This is a genomic window from Celeribacter sp. (assembly GCF_048270365.1).
Lineage (GTDB): Bacteria > Pseudomonadota > Alphaproteobacteria > Rhodobacterales > Rhodobacteraceae > Celeribacter.
In genome coordinates this window covers 88,282-108,954 of record NZ_JBLWTA010000001.1, presented here as the reverse complement: position 1 = coordinate 108,954, position 20,673 = coordinate 88,282, and the positions used below count along the sequence as shown (strand labels likewise).

The following is a 20,673-nucleotide window of genomic DNA, read 5'->3' as shown; positions in this document are numbered from 1 at the left end:
GGAGCGACAGTGGCAGTTTGCCAAGCCTCCGTCAATATCAATGACTTGGGCCGAGGTCTTGAGGCAGGAATTCTCTTGCGAGGGCCGTCCGATTACCAGCGCAGGACCACCGCGCCCCAAGCCAGACCGCCACCGATCGCTTCGGCGACGCAAAGATCGCCTTTCTTGATCTGGCCGCGCGCAACGCCCACGGACATGGCCAAGGGGATGGACGCGGCGGAGGTGTTGCCGTGATCCTGTACGGTGACGACGACTTGATCCATCGAATGGCCGAGTTTCTTCGCAGTGCCCTCGATGATGCGGATATTGGCCTGATGTGGCACGATCCAGTCGATGTCGTCGGAGCTGAGCCCGGCCTTCTCAATCGCGGTTTCGGCGGTGGAGGCGAGTTTTTGCACGGCCTGACGGAACAGCGCATTGCCCTGCATCCGCAGTTTGCCCGAGGTGCCGGTGGTGGACACGCCGCCATCGACATAGAGCATGTCTTTATACTGGCCGTCGGAATTCAGATCGACCGCGAGAATGCCGCGATCTTCGGGGGTGCCTGCGCTCTCTTGGGCTTCGAGCACCAAAGCGCCTGCGCCATCACCGAACAGCACGCAGGTGGCGCGGTCTTCCCAATCCATGATGCGGCTGAAGGTCTCCGCGCCGATCACCAGCACCTTTTTCGCCTGACCGGAGACGATCTGGGCATTGGCATTGGAGAGCGCGTAGATGAACCCGGCACAGACGGCCTGAACGTCAAAGGCAAAGCCACAGTTCATGCCCAGCTCGTTCTGGATCATCGTGGCGACAGAAGGGAAGGTCAGATCGGGCGTCGAGGTGGCGACGATCACGGCGTCAATCTCGGAGGCGTCCAGCCCAGCGTTTTCCAGAGCGGCCCGAGCGGCAGCGGCGCCGAGCATCGAGGTGGTCTCGCCCTCTGCCGCGAAATGACGGCGTTCGATGCCGGAGCGGGTGCGAATCCATTCGTCCGTGGTGTCGAGGGTTTGTTCGAACTCTGCGTTTTCGACCACGCGTGCGGGGAGGTAGTGACCCACGCCGGTGACGACTGCCCGGATTGTCATGGCTTTGAGCCTTTTGTTATTTATGACGTTGGGTCATTTTGCGCCGAGGCGTCGGCGGATGCAACCCGTGCGGCCAAACGTTCGGTGAACCCGGTGGAGGCCAGTTCATAGGCCAGTTTGATGGCGGCGGAAACACCGGTCGCGTCGGCCGAGCCGTGCGATTTGACCACGGTGCCCTTGAGGCCAAGGAACACGCCACCGTTCACACGGCGCGGGTCGATTCGTTTTTGCAGGCGTTTGAGTGAGGTGAGCGCCAAAAGGGCGGCAATGCGCGACAAAGGCGTGGCTTTGAAGGCTTCTTTGAGGAAGTCGCCCACGAGTTTCGCGGTGCCTTCTCCGGTTTTCAGCGCGATATTGCCGGTGAACCCATCGGTGACGATCACATCGACCCGGTCGCCGGGGATGTCGCCGCCTTCCACGAAGCCCTTGAAATCATAACCGCCGATCTGGGCCGCATTGGCGATCAGATCGTTGGCCTCTTTAAGCTCCGCACGGCCTTTGTGCTCTTCGGTCCCGACGTTCAAAAGCCCGACACGCGGCACGTCGAGGCCAAGCCCGTTGCGCGCGTAAGAGGCGCCCATCATGGCGTATTGCAGCAGGTCACGTGCATCGGCGCGGATGTCGGCACCCACGTCCAACATGACGTTGAAGCCCTGATCGTTGCGCGAGGGCCAGAGGCAGGCGATGGCGGGCCGGTTGATACCGTCGAGCTTGCGCAGGCGGATCATCGAGGTGGCCATCAAGGCGCCGGTATTGCCACAAGAGACACAGGCCTGAGCCGTGCCGTCTTTCACCGCATCGATGGCCGAGCGCATCGAGGTGTCGGTACGGCGCATGGCTTGGCTGGGCTTTTCGTCCATGGTGACGACGCCCGGCACATCGCGAATTTCAACGCGGTCCCGCAGCACGCGGCGCTTGCGCACCAGCTTTTCCAACTCCGCAGCAGGGCCGTGGAGGATGAAATCCAGCGCAGGATTCTTGGAGGCAGAACGCGCAATACCGGCGACAACAGTCGCCGGTCCACGATCGCCGCCCATGGCGTCGACCGAAAGCGTCACTTTCACGCCTGCGCGCGCCCCTAAGCGACCTTTGTGTTGGGCCTCGGTCTCCGCAGGGGCGGCAGACAGCGGGTCAACGGAAGGTTGAGAAGAGGTCATGCGTCAGACGTCAAAAAGAGGATGCTTATGCTGCGTCTTCGTCGAGATCGACTTCGTCGGCCTGAGCGATGACTTCACGGTCATCGTAGTGGCCGCAGGCGCCGCACACGTGGTGGGGGCGTTTCAGCTCGCCACAGTTCGGGCATTCTGCCGGGTTGCCAGCGACCAGGGAGTCGTGAGCGCGGCGCATGTTCCGCTTGGAGCGGGTGACTTTATTCTGAGGGACAGCCATGTCTCAACCTCGGTATCTATAGGGCAGAAGACCGGGTCGGACTTATGCCACAGGTGGGCGGGGCAGGTGCCCCAATTCATCTCCGGACCTCTTGCCCGGCAAAACTTTGGCGCTTCATAGGCCTTCGTGAGCAGCGTGTAAACCATGGTTTGTACCATGGCCTCGAAACTGCGGATCCTGTCTGCATCAGGCGCGAAAACATGCATGGAAGCGAGGCCGGGAACATACTCGGTTTCCGCTATCTTGCAAGTCTTTTGTTCGCGCCTGTGTTTTCAGAGGGTTAACGCCTGTTTTCCCGCCTGTTTCGGTTCATTTCGCGGCCTCTCAGGGGCTTATTCGCCGTCTTTCCCGAGTTTGTCGCGCAGAGCTTTCAGGCTGGCGAAAGGTTTGGCATCGTCATCGCTCATCGCCTCTTTGCCAGATTCGGTAAATTGCGTGACGGCCAGCTCGGCGCCTTCAACGCGCGGATAATCCGGCGCGGCCAGCGCCAGCGCCTCTTCGGCCACAGCGGACAGCAAAAGAGAGACGGGCAGGGGCTCTGTCGTCTCGTCCTCCGGAATTTCCACCTCTTCCTCTGAGGTCGTCTCTTCCTTGAGCTCAGCCAGATAGGTGCGGGTGACTTCCGCGTCGATGCGGGTCGTCACCGGTGCCAAAGTGGCCACGCAGGGCTGCACCACCGTGGCGCCCAAGACGCCCTCGAGCCGCCAGTCGCGTTTGCCGACCGGCACCATCTTGCCTTCGAAACTGACTTTCTTGACCGAAGAGAGGCCTAACGTGGCGGCCATTTCCTCCAGATCTTCGGAAGTGGGTTTGAGCCGAAACGGATGCGCATGGGCGTCGGAGAGATCGCGCAAGCGCAATTCCACCCCCCAGCTGGTCAAACCGTCATGTCCCATAGTCGATGTCTCCTTGAACGTCGGGCACTGTTTCTATAAGCGGATAAGAGGCGTACGCGCACAAGGCAAGAGGGGGCACATGTCCGACCGCATTTTCCCGCAAAAACCCGCATCTTCCGGGCTTGGCATTCTGATGAAGGCTGTGCTTGGGCTGGTGCTCGTGTTCTCTTTGACGGCCTGTGTCGCGCAGTTCCGCAATCATGGCTATGTGCCCTCTGATGCCCAACTGGCGCAGATCAACGTGGGTGTCGACACCAAGGAGACGCTGGCCGAAGAGATCGGCGCGCCGGGTGCCGAGGGCATTCTGGACGGTGCCGCCTGGTACTATGTGCGCTCACAATTCCGTCATTTGGGCGCCTTCGAGCCGAAGGAAGTGGACCGCCAGGTGGTGGCGATTTCTTTCGATGCGCGGGGCCGGGTGAGCAATGTCGAACGTTTCGGGTTGGAACAGGGCCGCGTTGTCGTGCTGTCGCGTCGTGTGACGGACGGCGGCGTGCAGGGCATCACCTTCCTGCAACAGCTCTTTGGCAACTTGGGCAACGTCTCTGCCGAGCAGTTGTTGCAGTAAGTCTGGCCACAGCGTCGAATATGAAAAGCCGCCCTTATGAGGCGGCTTTTTTGTGAGTATTTGAACCACGGAAAAGTGGGGCGTCAGGTCTCGACCGCGCCGTCATCCGGTTGAAAACGGATTGAGACGCCGTTGATGCAATAGCGCATGCCGGTGGTCTCGCGCGGACCGTCGGGGAAGACATGGCCCAGATGCGCGCCGCAATCGTCGCAATGGACCTCGGTGCGGACCATGCCGTGCGAAATGTCGCGGGTCTCGGCCACGGGCGCGCCCGCTTTAGTGGCGTCAAAGGACGGCCAGCCGCAATGCGATTCGAATTTATTGTCTTGTTGGAACAATTCAGCGCCGCAGCAGGCGCAGGTGAAAACGCCGGGGGTTTTCGGGAATCCAGGATGCGAAAACGGGCGCTCGGTGCCCGCTTGGCGGGTGACGCGGAAGGTTTCCGGGTCCAGTTCTTCGCGCCATTCGGCGTCTGTTTTTTCGATTTTGGCCATGGCGAAAGTCCTTTTTGTGCTGTGCCAAACATAGGCGGGGAATAGCTTAGGGCAAGCCGTCAAAAAACCGTCATCTCTTGTAGCCATGGTGGGGCGACCCCATAGTCTATTTAGGACAAGCGGAAGGATCCGGGCGATGTTCAAGCTTTTGAAAGGCCGTTACACGGTGCGTTTTGCCGAAGAGCGCCGCGACATCGAGGCGGCGCAGCGGTTGCGGTATCTGGCGTTCGTGGCGGGCACAGGCGCCATGGCGCGCGAAGACGGGCTTGAGGCCGATGATTTTGATGCGCTCTGCCGTCATGTCTTGATCGAAGAGCGCAAATCTGGGCGGCTTGTCTGCACCTATCGGTTTCTGGACCTCGACGGTGGCGCCCAGATCGCGCAGAGCTATGCGGCGCAGTTCTACGGCCTCGATGGGTTGGCGGAATACGAAGGCCGGATGTTGGAGATGGGGCGGTTTTGCATCCATCCCGAGGCGCGTGACCCGGACATCCTGCGCGTCGCTTGGGGCGCGATGACGCGCTATGTGGACGAGCAGGGGGTCGATCTGTTGTTCGGCTGTTCGTCGTTTCACGGCACGGAATGGAAAGAGCACGCGGACGCTTTGGCGATGCTCAAACACCGTCACCTTGGCCCGAAACGATTCCTGCCCAAGGTGAAGGCGCCGAATGTGTTCAAATTCGCCGCCCGTCTGCGTCGCAAACCGGATGCACGGCGCGCGATGCTGAAAATGCCGCCGCTGCTCAAGACCTATCTGATGATGGGCGGCTGGGTGTCGGATCACGCGGTGGTGGACCCCGATCTGAACACGATGCATGTGTTTACGGGCGTGGAGATCAAATCCATCCCGCCCGCGCGCAAGAAATTGTTGCGCGCGGTGGCTGGGTAAGAGTCAGCGCTTATCCAGTGCCAGTCGCAGCCCAAGCGCGATAAAAATCGCGCCCACGGAGCGCTCCATCCACAACGCCAGTCGTTTGCTGCGCCGCAGGGTCTGTCCAAGACGATCCGCCATCAAAATGAGCGGCGGTTCGATGAAGGCGGCGATGCAGATGATCAGGACGCCGTGCAAAAACAGCTGCGCCGAGATCGGCCCCGCGCCCTCGACCACGAATTGCGGCAGGAAGGCCAGGAAAAACAGCGCGACTTTCGGGTTCAGGATGTTGGTCAACATGCCTTGGCGAAAGATCGTCGCGGCCGGGAAACTTGGGCCCGCCTCATTGCGATCAGGCAGGAAACTCGCGCTTTTCGCACGCAGCGCGGACACCCCGAGCCACAAAAGATATGCCGCGCCCACCCATTTGACGATGGAAAAGGCGGTGGCCGAGGTCATGAGGATCGCCGACAGCCCGAGCGCCGCCATCAGCACATGCACCATGGCGCCGGTCCAGATGCCGAACATGGCGACAAAGCCCGCGCGGCGTCCGCCGCGAAAGGTCTGGCCTAGGATAAAGGCAAAATCCGGCCCCGGTGCGAGGTTCAACACGAGGGCTGCGGAGAAGAAGGTGGTCCAGTGGAGGAGGGTATACTCGAACATGCGGAAAGGTTAGCCACGGGACAGTTAAAGCCCAAATCAGCTTTTGTGACAGCCTGTGTCACAGCAGTTGATATTGACCTTTCCCGCGCTTCACAGTAGCGCAGGCGGCATGGCACGCGCACCCGTTTTACAGCTCTCCGACATTTCCCTCACCTTTGGGGGCGATCCCGTATTCGATGGTCTGAACCTCGTGGTCCAGGAGGGCGACCGCGTCGCTCTTGTGGGCCGCAATGGCTCCGGCAAATCCACGCTGATGAAAGTCATGGCCGGTCTCGTCGAGGCCGACCGCGGCGCCCGCGTGTTGGGGCCGGGGATCACGGTCGGCTATATGGAACAGGACCCGGATCTGTCGGGCTTTGCCACCTTGGGCGACTTTGCCGCCTCCGAACTGGATCCAAGCGAATCCTATAAGGTCGATATGGTCGCCGAGGGGCTTAAATTTAACCCGGAGACGCCGGTGGAAACTGCCTCGGGCGGCGAACGGCGCCGGGCGGCTTTGGCGAAACTTCTGGCCGAGGGGCCGGGGTTGATGTTGCTCGATGAGCCGACCAACCATTTGGACATCGAGGCCATCGCCTGGCTCGAAGAAGAGCTGCGTACGACGAAAACCGCCTATGTGCTGATCTCCCACGACCGGGCGTTCCTCAATCACCTCACCCGCGCGACGCTTTGGATCGACCGTGGGCAGGTGCGGCGTCAGGAGGAAGGATTCGAAGCCTTCGAGACCTGGCGCGACAAGATCTGGGACGACGAGGACATGCAGCGCCACAAGTTGGACCGCAAGATCAAGGCCGAGGCGCGTTGGGCGGTCGAAGGCATCTCTGCCCGGCGCAAACGCAATCAGGGCCGAGTGCGCGCGCTTCAGGACCTGCGTGCCGAACGTTCGAGCCAGATCAAGCGTCAGGGCACGGCGGCGATGGAGTTGGATGTCGCCGAGAAATCCGGCAAGCGCGTTGTCGAGGCCGATCACATTTCGAAGAGGTTCGAGGATAAGATCATCGTCCGTGATCTCTCGATCAAAGTGGCGCGCGGCGATCGGATCGCCTTTGTTGGCCCGAACGGGGCAGGGAAGACCACCCTGTTGAAAATGCTCACCGGCGAGATGGAGCCCGACAGCGGCACCGTCAAACTGGGCACGAAACTCGAAATGGCGGTGTTCGATCAGACGCGGTCCAACCTGCGCAATGATCTGACGCTTTGGGAGGCGATGACCTCTGACAAGGACATGCGGGTGTCGGGCAAGGCCGATCAGGTCATGGTGCGTGGCACGCCGAAACATGTGGTCGGCTATCTCAAGGAATTCCTCTTCACCGATGCGCAGGCGCGCGCCCCCGTGGCGTCCCTGTCGGGCGGCGAAAAGGCGCGGCTTTTGCTGGCCAAGATCATGGCGAAACCCTCGAACCTTTTGGTGCTTGACGAACCGACCAACGATCTCGACATCGAGACTTTGGACCTGTTGCAGGAGCTGCTGACGGATTTCGAAGGCACCGTGCTTTTGGTCTCCCACGACCGCGATTTCATCGACCGTGTGGCGACGCAAACGGTGGCGATGGAGGGCGATGGCGAGGCTGTCGTCTATGCGGGCGGCTGGTCCGACTACCGCGCGCAGCGCGGTGAGAAACCTGCTGCATCGGCTGCGAAATCGGCTCAAAAGCCGGCCGAGAAACCGGCGGCACCTGTCGCACCAGAACCTAAGCCCGCGGCGAAATCCAAGCTGTCGTTCACGGAAAAACACCGTCTCGAAGCTCTGCCTGCGGAGATGGAGCGGCTGGAGGCGGAGATCGCTAAATTGGGCGAGCTTTTGTCCGATCCGGAGCTTTTCACCCGCGAGCCTGTGAAGTTCCAGAAGGCCACCGATATGTTGACAGAACGTCAGTCTGTCTTGGAGGCCGCCGAGGAAGAATGGCTTACGCTCGAAGAAAAGAATTCCGGCGCCTGACCTATTTAAATTTTATGAAATAAGCTGCTTTTTGCCGGTTCCCTCCCGGCAATGAGCGGCATTTTTCCGATTTATGGTACTTCACGGTTTCCTCACGCTGGCGTGATCTCGGACCCCCTATTTTCTCGGAACAACTTCGCTATCTCTTCGGTTGAGATGTCGATCAAGACATCACCTCACGAACGAGGCAGAAAAGGAGAATAATATGAAACGTATCGCAACCCCCGTGCTGGTCCTGAGCGCCCTGGCCCTGTCCGCCCCGGCTTTTGCTGGTGGCTATTCCGAGCCGGTGATCGAACAGCCGACCATCGCGCCTGCACCCGTCGTGCCGGTGTCCGGCTCCGACTGGACCGGTGGCTACGCCGGTGCGTCGCTTGGTTACGGCTGGGGTGACGACGCGCTCGATGACGCGGACGACATGACCTACGGTATCTTCGGCGGCTACAACTACGACTTCGGTCAGTTCGTGCTCGGCGGCGAATTGGAATATCTCGGCTCCGAGATCGAAAATGACACCGCCAACCTCGATGACCTGACCCGTCTGAAACTGCGCGCCGGTTACGACGCCGGTCCGGCTCTGATCTACGGTGTGGTCGGTGCGGCCTATGCCAATGCCGACATCGGTGGCCAGTCCTACAACGACACCGGCTACACCTACGGTATCGGTGTGGACTATGCCGTGACCGACAGCATCAACGTCGGTGCCGAGCTTTTGCAGAACGAATTCGACGAATTCGACAACAGCGGCACGGATCTTTCGGCCACCACTTTGGGCGCCCGTGTGTCGTTCAAATTCTGATCCGGCTCACCTGAGCTGATCTTTACAGGCGGTTCGGTTCCCCCCCACACACAAGAACCGCCACGGCCCCTCGCAGATTTGCGGGGGGCTTTTTTGTCTCTAAACTCCGGGATGCGATTGCCAAGCCGGATACGATAGCTACACTGGCGCAGGACAGACAAAAGGGTGCAGTGATGGCGCTGGAAGATGCAAAAACGCAGATTGATCTGGCCTTTACGGGCACTGGGCGGGGGCTGGCCTTTGAGAACGCCTTTGGCGGCGCGCTCTCGGCCTTTCGTCGACGTTATACCAAAGATCTGAGTGGTGTTGATCTGGCGATCACCGGCGTGCCTTTTGACCAAGCCGTGACCAACCGTCCCGGCACCCGCCTTGGCCCGCGCGCGATCCGTGAGGCGTCCGCTTTGCAGGCCTTTGATGCGCCTTACGGCTGGGGTTATTCGCCGTTTGATGCGTTCAATGTGGTGGATTATGGCGATCTGGCCTTTGATTATGCCATGGTCTCCGAATTTCCCGACCGTTTGACCGATCATATCCGCACGATTCTGGCCGCAGGCGCCGGAAGCCTTGTGATGGGTGGCGATCACTATATCAGCTACCCGATCCTGAAAGCGCATGCCGAGAAGTTTGGCCCTCTGAGCCTCATTCACTTCGATGCGCATTCCGACACTTGGCAAGATGATGACCTGACCCGGATCGACCACGGGACCATGTTTTACAAGGCGGTGAAGACCGGCCTCATCGATCCGAAAACCTCGGTTCAGATCGGCATTCGCACCGACAACCCGGACACGATGGGCGTCAATATCATCGACGCGCGCACCGTGCACGAACGCGGCGCCGGATGGGTGGCCGCGGAGGTCAAAAAGATCGTCGGTGAGCGGCCTTGCTATCTGACCTTCGACATCGACTGTCTCGACCCGGCCTTCGCCCCCGGCACCGGCACGCCGGTCTGGGGTGGGCTGGCCTCATGGCAGGCCGCCGCGATCCTGCGCGATCTGGTGGGGGTGAACCTCACCGGCGGTGATGTCGTCGAGGTCTCTCCGCCCTATGACACCACCGGAGCCACAGCCATCGCGGGCGCGCATGTGCTGATGGAGATCATCGCGCTCTATGGCTGGACACGCCGCACATCATGAGAGAGGACGCATGAGAATGGTTTTCTGGGGGATCATCATTGCATTTGCGGCGTTGCAGGCGCTGATCCGTCTGGCGCCCACCGATCCGTCGCGCTGGCATGTCGATCCCTTCGCCGCCGCCGATCCCGCGCCGGGGGGTGTCAAACGCCTGTTGACCGTGCCAATGGACCCCGAAGAGGCGCTCACCCGGTTGGCGGCCATCGCCGAGACTGAACCGCGCACGCGTCACATCGCCGGATGGGTCGAAGAGGGGCGTCTGACCTATCGCACCCGCACCGCCTTTTGGGGATTCCCCGATTTCACCACCATCGCCGCGCGCCCGCATGACAGCGGTGCCGAAGTGGTGATCCTCGCCCGTCTGCGTTTCGGAAAATCCGATATGGGCGTCAACGGACGGCGCGCGGAGGCGTGGATCGAGGCCGCCGGGTTTTAGCGATGTCTCTTGACGCTGGCCCGGATCGCGGGCAACAGATCACGCCATGATACCAGAAGATCGCCTATACCAAATCCTTCAGCGTTTTGAATTCCTTGAGGCCTCCATGTCTCAGGGGTCAGGCGATATTGTCGCCTTGGGGCGCGAATATGCCGAGTTGCGCCCCGTCGTGGAACAAATCCGGGGCTACCAAAGCCTGCGCGCCCAGATTTTAGAGGCCGAAGAGATGCTCGCGGACCCGGAGATGAAGGCCTTGGCCGAAGAGGAACTGCCCGGTCTCAAAGCCGCGCTGCCCGAGGCCGAAGAGGCGCTTCAGATCGCGCTTTTGCCGAAAGATGCTGCCGACACCGGCTCCGCGATCATCGAAATTCGCCCCGGCACCGGCGGCGACGAGGCGGGGTTGTTCGCGGGCGATCTTTTGCGGATGTATCAACGCTATAGCGAGGCCAAGGGCTGGCAGTTCGAGCTCATCGAGCTCTCCGAGGGCGAGTTGGGCGGTGTCAAAGAGGTCGTGGCCAATATCAAAGGCGAGGGCGTCTTTGCCCGGATGAAATTCGAGAGTGGCGTGCACCGGGTGCAACGTGTGCCGGAGACCGAGAGCGGCGGGCGCATCCACACCTCTGCGGCCACCGTCGCCGTGCTGCCCGAGGCGCAGGATGTGGACATCGAGATCAACGCCAATGACATCCGTATCGACACGATGCGCAGCTCCGGCGCGGGCGGCCAGCACGTCAACACCACGGATTCGGCGGTGCGGATCACCCATATTCCCACGGGAATCGTTGTGACCTCTTCGGAGAAATCCCAGCACCGCAACCGCGAGATCGCGATGAATGTGCTCAAAGCCCGGCTTTATGATGCGGAGCGGCAAAAATTGCATGATGCGCGTTCCGCGGACCGGAAATCCCAGGTCGGCTCGGGCGATCGCTCGGAACGCATCCGCACCTATAATTTTCCGCAAGGCCGCATGACGGATCACCGCATCAACCTGACGCTCTACAAGCTCGATCAGGTGATGCAGGGGGACCTCGATGAGGTGATCGACGCGCTGATTTCCGACCATCAATCGGCGCTTTTGGCGGAGATGGAAGGGTGACGGTTCAGGCGGCGCTCATCGCAGGCACCAAGCGCCTCTCGGAGGCCGGGATCGACGGCGCGCCCCGCGACGCGCGGCTCTTGATGGCGCATGTGTTGGGCATGGAGCCGGGGCGGCTGACGCTCGTGATGCCGGATGAGATTTCAGTGGATCACAAAGTGGCTTTTGAGGCCGCCATTGCCCGCCGTCTGAGCCGTGAACCGGTCTCGCATATCTTGGGCTATCGCGACTTCTACGGGCGGCGGTTTTTGGTGTCTTCCGACGTGTTGGACCCGCGCCCTGAGACGGAAATCCTGATCTCGGAAGCGCTCTCTAAACCCTTTGCCTCCGTCTTGGATCTTGGCGCAGGATCAGGCGCTATCCTTTTGACATTGCTGGCGGAACAGGTTTTGGCGAAAGGTCTTGCGACGGATCTTTCCGAGGCTGCGTTGACGGTCGCAAAGCGCAACGCGGAGGCACTTGGCCTCGCCACGCGCGCGCGGTTTCATCAGGCCGATTGGTGGGACGGCATTGAGGGCCAGTTTGACCTCATCGTCTCCAACCCGCCTTATATCGCCGCCGATGAGATGGCGGGGCTCTCGCCGGAGCTTGCGCATGAGCCGCGCATGGCGCTCACGGACGAGGCCGATGGGCTGATGTGTTACCGCGCGATTGCCGCGGGCGCTCGGGCGCATTTGGCGCCGCGTGGGCGGATCATGGTGGAGATCGGCCCGACGCAGGGTGCCGCCGTATCCGACCTGTTTTTGGCTCAGGGCCTCAAGGCCGTGCGCGTCATCGCCGATCTCGATGGGCGTGACCGAGTGGTCGTGGCGCAGACGCCGAATCCGCATCCGCGCAATTTGGGAAAATGATGCAGGAAAATAATGTGGCCACCTCTAGTCCGATAAGGGATTTGGTAAGGCTTATGCGTTAGAGTGCCTGTTAGCGATACCTTTTCCCGTATCGGCAAAATCCGGGCAAAACGGTTCAATTTGGCGCAGCCCATGTGCAAAAACCTCTTGTAATGCGCGGATGTACATGGTTACTGGGGACAGCGTAAGGCGGAGGACACTCCCCAACGCTGTTACCCTGCACAGCTTTGACGTTGAGGGCTCTCATTTCGGGGAGCGCAGACCACAACATGAAGTGCGGATCAACAAGGACAGACAAGCCAGTTCCAGGACAAGCCGGTCCAAGAATCCGGCAACAGGCTCGACTTACCGAGATATAGGCTCGAAAGAACAACATATGAGATCTTCTAAAAACCGTTCGCGGTCCAAGAACAACCGCAGCCGTTCCGTTGGCAATATCGTCAACCGCGTCTTCGACAGCTCCGGCCCCGAAGGCAAGGTGCGCGGCACGCCACAGCAGATCATCGAGAAATACAATCAGCTTGCCCGCGATGCCCAGCTTGGCAACGACCGCGTGGCTGCTGAGAACTTTCAACAGCACGCGGAGCATTATCTTCGCCTTCTGGGCCAGGCCCAAAAAGAACAAGAAGCGCAGCGCGAGCAGCAAGAGCGCGATCAGGCCGAGCGTCGTGAACGTCAGGAATCTGAGCGCGCCGAGCGTCAGCGCAAACGCGACGACCATCAGGCCACACAACCGCAAGCTGGCGAAGGCGATCAACCCGATCTGGTCTTTGTGGACACCAAGGCGGACGATGGCGACACCGGTCTCGTAGAGACGCCGGAAGAGGCCCCGAAAGAGGCGGCCGAGGCACCGAAGCCGAAAAAACCGCGCGCGCCGCGCAAGCCGCGCAAGACCAAAGCGGAAAAGGATGCGGAAGCGGCGGCGAAAGCGGCAGAAGAAGCCTCGTCTGAGGCACCGCAACCGGCGCCCGAGGCCGCACCAGACGCCGCCGAGTAAGGCAGAGAACACATTCCCAAAACCCTCGCCTCGGCGGGGGTTTTTCTTTTGAGGGACTTAGGCGTCGCCACTCACATCTGCGTCGATCAGCGTGTCGATGACCGCAGACATCAGTTCCGCACGATTTCTGGTGCCGGATTTGCGATAGATCGCGTTGAGATGCGCCTTGATCGTGCCCTCTTTGTTGCCGCGCAGTTCGGCTATCTCGGTGATCGACAGACCTTTGACGAGAAAACTCGCCACATCGCGCTCCGCAGGTGAGAGCGCCCAGTCATCGAAATGCGCCTCGATGACGTCGAACACCGCGCGGGAGGCCTCTTTGAGACTGGTTTCGAGCCGGGCCTTTCGGGCGAAAAGATCAAGCATGAGCCGTGTTTCAAGGAAAATCGCGACGACCAAAGTGGCCGCCGCCATGGCTTCGATCAAAAGATGCGTGGTCGGTTTTCCGCCCGCTTCGCCCAGATCGGTCAGAACATCCGTGATAAAAAACAGTGCGCAAAAGGCCTGAGCCGCGATCAAGGCCACCATGGCCGCAGGCGTCGGGCGTCCGGTGAAGGCAGGATGTGCCATGACGTCGTCCTTTCGGGGTCAGGAATCTGGCATGTCCTTGTAGCCTGTCACCATCGCGCGGGGAAGGTTGATGCGCGTCCGCCAGCTTTCGAAAAACACGGCGGCGATATGCAAAAGCACCGAAAACTCGGCCCAGCCGACCGCGATTTCATGGAGCTCCTCGGGCCATTCGACGCCCCAAAACAAATCGGTGGTCATCAGCCAACCGGAGAGGCCGATGAGACCGAGCGTGGCGATGAGGTTATAAATCATCAAGGCGCCCAGAGGTGTGTGGCCTTTGTGTGGGCGCACCCGTCCGGTCATCATGTCCGTGGCCTGTTCCATCGCCTGCGACGCAGAGGGTGGGAAACTGGCGAAGCGGGCGTAACGACTGCCGACAAAGCCCCAGATCACGCGGATCGTCAAAAGCGCAATGATCGTATAGCCGACCCAGAGATGCAGATCGCTTTCGTCATCGACAAAAAGCGCATTGGCGGCGAAACAGCCCACAAGCGTCCAGTGAAACAGGCGGACGACGGGGTCCCAGATTTTCTCACGTGTCATAGAGGCCTCTTTCGAAATCTGGGGGGCGTTTGAAGCCCCCCGTACGGGCAGATCAGTCTTCGATTTTCACGATGTTGAAATCGCCATCCAGAAAGACTTCGAGCTTTTGCCCATCTTTCTTGGTGTAGGCCTCATAGAGACCGTCTTCGAGTTTGATCTTGCCCACCACATGACCGTCTGCGGTGAGCAGTTCGGTGATCTTCATCTTGTTCGCATCGCTCAGTTCGACCTTGCCGGCGGCGAAAGCGCCGGTGGTGAGCGTTGCGGCCAGAAGCGTGGTGGAAATTAGGGTTTTGAGCATGGTTTGTCCTTTTTGCAGATGGACCGGCAAGAGGGCCGGACTGGTGCAAAAAGGCAGGAGAGCACCGGAAAACCTATTGGACCCAAGTTGGAAACCAGTGGTTTTCGTTCAGGTTGAGGGGGATTGACCCTGAGTTTAGGTCTGAGGTTAGGGCAGTATCTTGAAACTCTCGGTCAGTTCGGCGCGGTGCACGATATGGACCTTATTGCCAGAGGGGTCGCGCAGATAGGCGCCGTAGTAATCCGGTGCATATTGGGGTCTGAGACCCGGCGCGCCCTCATCACTTCCGCCCTGTGCCAGCCCCGCGGCATGGGCCGTGTCGACGGCAGCGCGGGTGGGGGCGACAAAGGCCAGCATGGCGCCATTGCCTGCACGTGCGGGCGTGCGATCAAAGGGTTTATAGACGTAAAACCGGGGATAAGGTGCCTCGGGCCGGACCCAGCATCGCGCCTCCGGCCCGCCATCTGGCTCAACCACGCGCTGTTTAAGCCCCAACGGGACCAGCACCGCGTCATAAAAGTCGGCGGCAAGGTCGAGATCGTCGGCGCCGACCGTGACATGGGAAAACATGACTTATCCTTTTGCGATTTCGCGTGCTAAGGCGCACCACCCTTCGATCGGCACCTGTTCGGCGCGGTCCGTGGGTTTGATCCCGGCCGCGACCAGCCGGTCTTCGATCTCCGGCGCAACGCCTTTGAGCGAAGCGCGGAGCATCTTGCGGCGCTGGTTGAACCCGGCGGCGACGATGCGCTCCAACACTTTGGGATCGGCCTCAAAACGCGGCGCGGGCAGGGCATCGAAATGCACCACGGCGGAATGGATTTTCGGCGGCGGGCTAAAGGCCTCGGGCGGCAGTTCCATGACAATCCGGGGCCGCGTGCGCCATTGCGACAGGATCGCGAGGCGGCCGTATTTTTTAGAACCGGGCTCTGCGACGATGCGCTCGGCCACTTCTTTCTGGAACATCAGCGTCAGCGAGGCCCAATAGGGCGGCCATGTGGGTGGCGTGAGCCAGCGCACCAAAAGCTCGGTGCCGACGTTATAGGGCAGGTTGGCGACCACGCGCACCGGGGGCGTCAGACGCTCCAGCGGGTCGATTTCCAAGGCGTCGGCGTTGATCACCTCAAGCCGCCCGGGATAGGCGGCGGAGATTTCCGACAGCGGCCCCATGGCACGGCTGTCTTTTTCCACGGCCAGAACCTTGCGCGCGCCCTCGGCCAAAAGGCCACGGGTCAGACCGCCGGGGCCGGGGCCGACCTCCAAGACGTCGGATTGCGTCAGATCACCCGCTTGGCGGGCAATTTTCGACGTCAGGTTCAGATCGAGAAGAAAGTTCTGCCCGAGAGATTTCTTGGCGACGAGACCATGGGTTTCGATCACATCGCGCAATGGCGGGAGCCCATCGACAGTGGCCATCAGCGCACTCCTTTTTCTGCCATTTCAGCGGCCATTTTGAGCGCCGCGATCAGGCTTGTCGGATCGGCAAGGCCTTTGCCCGCGATGTCAAACGCGGTGCCGTGATCGGGCGAGGTGCGGATGAAAGGCAAGCCCAGCGTGACATTGACGCCTCCCGAAAAATCAATCGTCTTGATCGGAATGAGGGCCTGGTCGTGATAGGCACAGAGCGCCACGTCATAGCCCGCGCGCGCACGGGCGTGAAACATCGTGTCAGGCGGCATTGGGCCTTTGAGATCAAAGCCTTCTGCGCTCAGCCGTTCGATCAGCGGGATCATCCAGTCAAGCTCTTCCTGCCCCATCGCGCCGCCTTCGCCGGCATGGGGATTGAGCCCGGCAAGCGCGATGCGTGGGCGTTCCATCCCCCAGAAACGGCTTAGATCGGCGGCGGTGATGCGAATGGTCTCTTCGAGCAACGCGGGCGTGAAAGCGGCGGGCACGTCCTTGAGGGCGATGTGGATCGTCACGGGCACGACGCGCAACTCCGGACAGGCGAGCATCATCACCACACGCTCCACACCGCCCAGATCGGCGAGGTATTCGGTGTGGCCGGGAAAGGCGAACCCGGCGCCGTCTTTCAGGACTTTTTTGTTGATAGGCGCGGTGCAGAGCGCGGAGGCGGCCCCCGACTGTACTAAGGACACGCCGCGCGCGATCACATCGATCACGCCCTGCGCGTTGCGCAGCTCCGGGTGGCCGGGCGTGGCAGGGGCGGCGAACTCATGGCGCAGCACGGGCAGGGTGCCTGAGGCGACATGATGCGCCTCGTGAGCGGCGGAGATTTCCGTGTAGTGAGTGCCATCTGGCAGGTGGCGCGGATCGCCGATCCAGAAAAACGGCACGGACCCGTCGAGGACTTTCGCGGCGGCGACGGCCAGTTCGGGCCCGACGCCCGCCGGTTCGCCGCAACTGAGTGCGATGGGGGCAAAAGCAGCCGGGCTCATATCTCTTCTTTCATAACGTGCCCATACAGGGCGTCAGATCAGGGGTAGACGATGGTCGCATCGGCCCGCATTTCGGCGACAAAGCTGTCTGCGAGGGCGGCCAGACGCTGGGTCTGCAATTGGTTGCGGACCTGATCGCGGTCGGCTTCGGCCGAGTTCCCGTAAGTGCGGCTGCACATCATCAGGAACACAAGCGTCTGCCCATCGGCGCGGGTCAAAGCGGTAGACACTTCGCCGGGATCGAGCTTGGCGAGCTCAATCGCCACATCGGTCGGAATATCGCCCGCTGGCAGCGTGTCGATTTGCAGCACCTCGGCGGGCTCATTCTTGGCGATGGTGTAGAGGTCTTCACAGCTATCCACGCTGGCTTTCACCTCAGCAGCGCGTTTCAAAGTCGCCTCGGAGCGTCCGCCTGCGATGTAATAGGCGGCATATTCAATGGCGTCGGCTTTCGGCGTGGGCCGAGTGGTTTCGGCCACGGAGCGCAGCTGGAACATGCCGATGGCGTTTTGGGTCGAGAGCGGTGCTGTGACTTCGCCGGGTTTGAGACCCGCAACGGTGCCACGCAGAGCGGGCGGCAGATCGCCGATGTTCACCCAATCCATCCGTCCGGCTTTCTCGCGCGAGGGCGCGACGGAATATTTGCTTGCAGCAGAGGCAAAGGCGCCGATGGTCGGGCGCGAGGCGATCTGTTTGGCCAGCGCTTCGGATTTGGCGCGCTCTTCGGGTGTCCGTGCCGGCAGGAAGATTTCCGACAACAGCACGCGCAAGCCGCCGGAGGGGCCGTTGTTTTGCAGCGCGCGATCAACCTCGACTTCGGACACCTGGGCCTTGGAGGCAAAGCGGGCACGGGCGTATTCGCGCCAGGCATTGCCGGTGCTCACAAAATCGCGCACGGTCTGGGCGCTGATGCCTTCGCGGGCCATGAGGCTCAGGAATTGCTCGGGCTGAAGACCGCCGCGGCTGGCGAATTCCTGAATGCCTTGTGCGATTTGCTCGTCGGTCAGTGTGATGCCGACACGTTCCATTTCATTGGCCTTCAGCCGGTCCTCGATCAGCGCATCGAGCGCGGCCTGACGGGTCGGAACACTGCCCAAAACGCTCATGAACTGGATGCGTTGGTTCAGCTCATAGCTGGTCACCACCTTGTCGTTGACATAGGCGACCGGGGCAAACATGTTTTGCGCGATGGCAGGCGTGAGTGTGGACAGGCTCAAACCCGCAGCACAAAGCGTGCCCAGGGTGGCTTTCTTCAGCCCAATGATCAGATCTGCCCCGAATTTGCGTGTCATGCCAACTCCCATATTCCAACCTTCACAACGATACCGGCCCGCAGATTGCGCATTCCGGGGTGTTTCGTTTCTTTCTTAAGAGGTTTCTTGGCGCGGGCCAAGCGGATTGCCAAGGGCCAAGGCCTCTCTCTGGGCGAAAGATTGCGGATGGCCACCTTTCTGGTCTGGCTCAAAACGCGCACGACCCGGCCTGTTGTTCGGCGGCGAAAGCGCCAAAGCCGACGGAAAAGGACAGTCGCGTGGTCGGATCCAGATCGTCCGTATTCCAATAGCGCCGCGTCAGGCCGAGGTTAAAGCGGCTACATTCGTTTTGAAATTCGAGGCCAAAGCCAACACGCGTCTCGGTATCTTCAGAGAAATCATAGAGATATTGCGCCGTGGCCGACCAGTTCTGGGCGATTTTCACGGCCCCATCAAAGCCGAATTCATTGAGATTCGTGTCGCGCTCTTCCAAGGCGTCGGCGATCACATAAGCGTAGCTTGTGCCAAGGCTGTACCGCGGGCGCATGTAATCGAGGCGGGTTTCCCATTTCGTGACCTCGATTTTGTCATCGAACAGGGCACGTGAGGTGAAGGCGAGGCCGGTGTCGAATTGCATCGTTGCGGCCAAAAGCCAGTCGGATTGACGCGAATCCAGGCCCGAACTTTCGGTGTAGGCGGCGATGTCTTCGAGATAGAGCACCCGCCCCAGCGTCAGACCATATTCCGAATGTTGGCCGAAATGCGCGAAATGCAGACCAGCGGCGGCGGTCAGCCCGGTTTCGCGACGATCCGCCCCCGGAAAGCGCGCCAACGTCAAAAGATTGCCCTCGTCGAACTCGACAAAACGCGAATCCGTATTTGGGACAGCGCCGCCGGAGGTGTCGGACCAACCGAGTTGGAGCATCGGTTCCAACAGCTGAGAGGCGCCAGAGGCCGTCCGGCGCAGCAAGGGCCAGCTCAGCCGCGTTTCGGCTTCGCCCGTGAGCCGGATCACTTTGTTTTCATAGGCGGAATATTGTTGCTGGATATAGGCGTCGGCCATCAGCGCCGCGGTGCTGTCGAGTTTCAGACCGGGGCCAAAGACCGCACCACCACGCCAGCGGGTTTCTGCGCCGAGGCGGACAACATCATAGCCATCGATGTCATCCTCGGAATCACGGTAAGAGGTCGAGGCGGAGAGGCCAAAGCTCAACCGACCGGGGAGCTGCGGCACCGTCAGAAACCGTTCGTAGCTGAATTCGCCCAAAATGAACGGCAGCTTGTCTTCGATCACGACATCAGAGGCGCGCAGGCTGCGGGAATAGGCGAGCTGGGCGTCCAGCGCTTCATCGGCCCAGTAGCGCGTGAGCGTGACCTTCGAGGTCAGGTAATCGCCATCGTCGATGCCGTAATCGGCGAGATAGGCAATGTCAGAGGCGGCGCGCAGATCGACACCGAACTTGAGACCCCGCCCGATGTCCCATTGCCCTTGGGCGTAGAGATAGGCGCGCAGGCCGTCGCGGGTGTCATCGGAACTCACCGCGCCGTTCAATTCCAGATCGCCGTTCGAGAACGCCTGACGATAGCGCAGGTTGAGCGTGGTGGTCTTGGTCGCAATATAGGGCGAGACGGTCAGGTCGCGGTGATCGCCAAGCGTGATGAAATAGGGCACGACGATGCCGGTGCCGAGGGTCGAGTCGGTGCGAATTTCCGGCACCAGAAAGCCGTTGGCGCGTTTCAGCGTCGGATCGGGGACGCGCAGATGCGGCAGCCAAAGCACGGGCACATTCATCAGACGGAATTGCGCATTGGTGAAATAGAGCTGGCGCGCCTCGCTGTCGTGAATGATCTCCTGTGCGCGGATTTCCCACAGAGGCACCGGGCGATCGGCGCAGACCTCACAGGTCGAGGCGACGGATTTCTGCATCCGGATGTAACGTCCGTCGACCACATCGAGCCGGGCGGCGGCCAATTGCATCTGGCGGTCGATCACCATGCGGGCAGAGGTCAGAATGCCGTTCTGCAACTCTGTGTCGAGTTCGGCGGCGGAGGCCAGAATGACCGCCTCTGTGCCGTTCTGCGTGAGACGGATCGGGCCGTCGATGCTGAGCGCGCCGGTGGTCTGGTTGTAGGTGATGCGGCTGGCGGTGAGGCGCCTGTCGCCTTGCAACACCTCGACATCGCCGGTGGCGACCAACAACTCGCCGTCAAAGGTCACGCCATTGGCCAAAAGGGCGGTCGAGGTCGAGGCCTCCTGTGCCTGGGTGGCATGGGGCAGGACCGCTTGGGACAGCGCAGCCACCAAAGCGACCTGACAGGCACGCCGCGACACCCCGCTTAGGAGGCGGGGCAAAGTGCCTTTCAACAGGCGTGCGGCGGAGGCATGAGACGGGGCAGCAGACATATCT

At 60.9% G+C, this 20,673-nt stretch carries 23 protein-coding genes; 9 read left to right on the top strand and 14 right to left on the bottom strand.

Features of this window, described 5'->3' with window-relative positions:
- Window positions 1-92 precede the first annotated feature (92 nt).
- From ACN0X0_RS00480 to ACN0X0_RS00465, 4 genes are all read right to left on the bottom strand, one after another.
- Entirely contained in the window at window positions 93-1,067 is a 975-nt protein-coding gene (locus ACN0X0_RS00480) for a beta-ketoacyl-ACP synthase III (protein WP_417277558.1), read from the bottom strand.
- A gap of 20 nt (window positions 1,068-1,087) precedes the next feature.
- The gene (gene plsX / locus ACN0X0_RS00475) at window positions 1,088-2,224 is read right to left on the bottom strand and encodes a phosphate acyltransferase PlsX (protein WP_417277557.1); all 1,137 of its coding nucleotides are present in this window, start codon (window positions 2,222-2,224) and stop codon (window positions 1,088-1,090) included.
- A 25-nt stretch (window positions 2,225-2,249) separates the two neighbouring features.
- Complete coding sequence (gene rpmF, locus ACN0X0_RS00470; protein ID WP_226550917.1) at window positions 2,250-2,456, bottom strand: 50S ribosomal protein L32; 207 nt, start codon at window positions 2,454-2,456, stop codon at window positions 2,250-2,252.
- A gap of 332 nt (window positions 2,457-2,788) precedes the next feature.
- The gene (locus ACN0X0_RS00465) at window positions 2,789-3,352 is read right to left on the bottom strand and encodes a YceD family protein (protein WP_417261507.1); all 564 of its coding nucleotides are present in this window, start codon (window positions 3,350-3,352) and stop codon (window positions 2,789-2,791) included.
- Between the two features lie 79 nt (window positions 3,353-3,431).
- Here ACN0X0_RS00465 and ACN0X0_RS00460 point away from each other — a divergent pair, with 79 nt between their 5' ends.
- Window positions 3,432-3,920: an outer membrane protein assembly factor BamE gene (locus ACN0X0_RS00460; RefSeq protein ID WP_417277556.1), complete on the top strand. Its 489-nt coding sequence runs from the start codon at window positions 3,432-3,434 to the stop codon at window positions 3,918-3,920.
- A gap of 83 nt (window positions 3,921-4,003) precedes the next feature.
- On the opposite strand, the gene msrB is transcribed toward ACN0X0_RS00460, so the two are convergent.
- On the bottom strand, window positions 4,004-4,414 hold the full coding sequence (gene msrB / locus ACN0X0_RS00455) for a peptide-methionine (R)-S-oxide reductase MsrB (protein ID WP_417261509.1): 411 nt from the start codon (window positions 4,412-4,414) through the stop codon (window positions 4,004-4,006).
- A 136-nt stretch (window positions 4,415-4,550) separates the two neighbouring features.
- Between msrB and ACN0X0_RS00450 the strand changes: the two genes are divergently transcribed.
- Window positions 4,551-5,303 (top strand): GNAT family N-acetyltransferase, encoded by a 753-nt coding sequence (locus ACN0X0_RS00450; RefSeq protein WP_417277555.1) that lies wholly within the window; start codon window positions 4,551-4,553, stop codon window positions 5,301-5,303.
- Window positions 5,304-5,306: 3 nt separating this feature from the next.
- On the opposite strand, the gene ACN0X0_RS00445 is transcribed toward ACN0X0_RS00450, so the two are convergent.
- Complete coding sequence (locus ACN0X0_RS00445) at window positions 5,307-5,948, bottom strand: LysE family translocator (protein ID WP_417277554.1); 642 nt, start codon at window positions 5,946-5,948, stop codon at window positions 5,307-5,309.
- 109 nt (window positions 5,949-6,057) lie between these two features.
- Here ACN0X0_RS00445 and ACN0X0_RS00440 point away from each other — a divergent pair, with 109 nt between their 5' ends.
- The 7 genes from ACN0X0_RS00440 (at window position 6,058) to ACN0X0_RS00410 (ending at window position 13,199) form a co-directional block, all read left to right on the top strand.
- A complete protein-coding gene (locus ACN0X0_RS00440) occupies window positions 6,058-7,887 on the top strand; it encodes an ABC-F family ATP-binding cassette domain-containing protein (protein WP_417277553.1) in 1,830 nt (609 codons plus the stop codon).
- A gap of 205 nt (window positions 7,888-8,092) precedes the next feature.
- Window positions 8,093-8,686 (top strand): outer membrane beta-barrel protein, encoded by a 594-nt coding sequence (locus ACN0X0_RS00435; protein WP_226550927.1) that lies wholly within the window; start codon window positions 8,093-8,095, stop codon window positions 8,684-8,686.
- Window positions 8,687-8,859: 173 nt separating this feature from the next.
- Complete coding sequence (speB, locus tag ACN0X0_RS00430; protein ID WP_417277552.1) at window positions 8,860-9,822, top strand: agmatinase; 963 nt, start codon at window positions 8,860-8,862, stop codon at window positions 9,820-9,822.
- A 10-nt stretch (window positions 9,823-9,832) separates the two neighbouring features.
- The gene (locus ACN0X0_RS00425) at window positions 9,833-10,255 is read left to right on the top strand and encodes a DUF1499 domain-containing protein (protein WP_417277551.1); all 423 of its coding nucleotides are present in this window, start codon (window positions 9,833-9,835) and stop codon (window positions 10,253-10,255) included.
- Window positions 10,256-10,301: 46 nt separating this feature from the next.
- Window positions 10,302-11,351, top strand: a complete 1,050-nt coding sequence (prfA, locus tag ACN0X0_RS00420) for a peptide chain release factor 1 (RefSeq protein WP_417277550.1) — start codon at window positions 10,302-10,304, stop codon at window positions 11,349-11,351.
- On the top strand, window positions 11,348-12,202 hold the full coding sequence (prmC, locus tag ACN0X0_RS00415; RefSeq protein ID WP_417277549.1) for a peptide chain release factor N(5)-glutamine methyltransferase: 855 nt from the start codon (window positions 11,348-11,350) through the stop codon (window positions 12,200-12,202). Before prfA ends, prmC begins: the two co-directional genes overlap by 4 nt.
- A 376-nt stretch (window positions 12,203-12,578) precedes the next feature.
- Entirely contained in the window at window positions 12,579-13,199 is a 621-nt protein-coding gene (locus ACN0X0_RS00410; RefSeq protein ID WP_417277548.1) for a DUF4167 domain-containing protein, read from the top strand.
- 57 nt (window positions 13,200-13,256) lie between these two features.
- On the opposite strand, the gene ACN0X0_RS00405 is transcribed toward ACN0X0_RS00410, so the two are convergent.
- The 8 genes from ACN0X0_RS00405 to ACN0X0_RS00370 form a co-directional block, all read right to left on the bottom strand.
- Window positions 13,257-13,769, bottom strand: coding sequence for a helix-turn-helix transcriptional regulator (locus ACN0X0_RS00405; protein WP_417277547.1), 513 nt, complete (start codon window positions 13,767-13,769; stop codon window positions 13,257-13,259).
- Window positions 13,770-13,787: 18 nt separating this feature from the next.
- Window positions 13,788-14,312 carry a cytochrome b/b6 domain-containing protein gene (locus ACN0X0_RS00400; protein WP_417277546.1) on the bottom strand — a complete coding sequence of 175 codons (525 nt, stop codon included), beginning with the start codon at window positions 14,310-14,312 and terminating at the stop codon, window positions 13,788-13,790.
- A 52-nt stretch (window positions 14,313-14,364) separates the two neighbouring features.
- A complete protein-coding gene (locus ACN0X0_RS00395) occupies window positions 14,365-14,613 on the bottom strand; it encodes a PepSY domain-containing protein (RefSeq protein WP_417277545.1) in 249 nt (82 codons plus the stop codon).
- A gap of 147 nt (window positions 14,614-14,760) precedes the next feature.
- Window positions 14,761-15,183 (bottom strand): VOC family protein, encoded by a 423-nt coding sequence (locus ACN0X0_RS00390; protein WP_417277544.1) that lies wholly within the window; start codon window positions 15,181-15,183, stop codon window positions 14,761-14,763.
- 3 nt (window positions 15,184-15,186) lie between these two features.
- A complete protein-coding gene (gene rsmA, locus ACN0X0_RS00385; RefSeq protein ID WP_417261521.1) occupies window positions 15,187-16,029 on the bottom strand; it encodes a 16S rRNA (adenine(1518)-N(6)/adenine(1519)-N(6))-dimethyltransferase RsmA in 843 nt (280 codons plus the stop codon).
- Window positions 16,029-17,012: a 4-hydroxythreonine-4-phosphate dehydrogenase PdxA gene (pdxA, locus tag ACN0X0_RS00380; RefSeq protein WP_417277543.1), complete on the bottom strand. Its 984-nt coding sequence runs from the start codon at window positions 17,010-17,012 to the stop codon at window positions 16,029-16,031. The genes rsmA and pdxA overlap by 1 nt, the downstream gene beginning before the upstream one ends.
- A gap of 38 nt (window positions 17,013-17,050) precedes the next feature.
- Window positions 17,051-18,304 (bottom strand): peptidylprolyl isomerase, encoded by a 1,254-nt coding sequence (locus ACN0X0_RS00375; RefSeq protein ID WP_417277542.1) that lies wholly within the window; start codon window positions 18,302-18,304, stop codon window positions 17,051-17,053.
- A gap of 169 nt (window positions 18,305-18,473) precedes the next feature.
- Window positions 18,474-20,669, bottom strand: coding sequence for an LPS-assembly protein LptD (locus ACN0X0_RS00370; RefSeq protein ID WP_417277541.1), 2,196 nt, complete (start codon window positions 20,667-20,669; stop codon window positions 18,474-18,476).
- Between the last annotated feature and the right edge of the window lie 4 nt (window positions 20,670-20,673).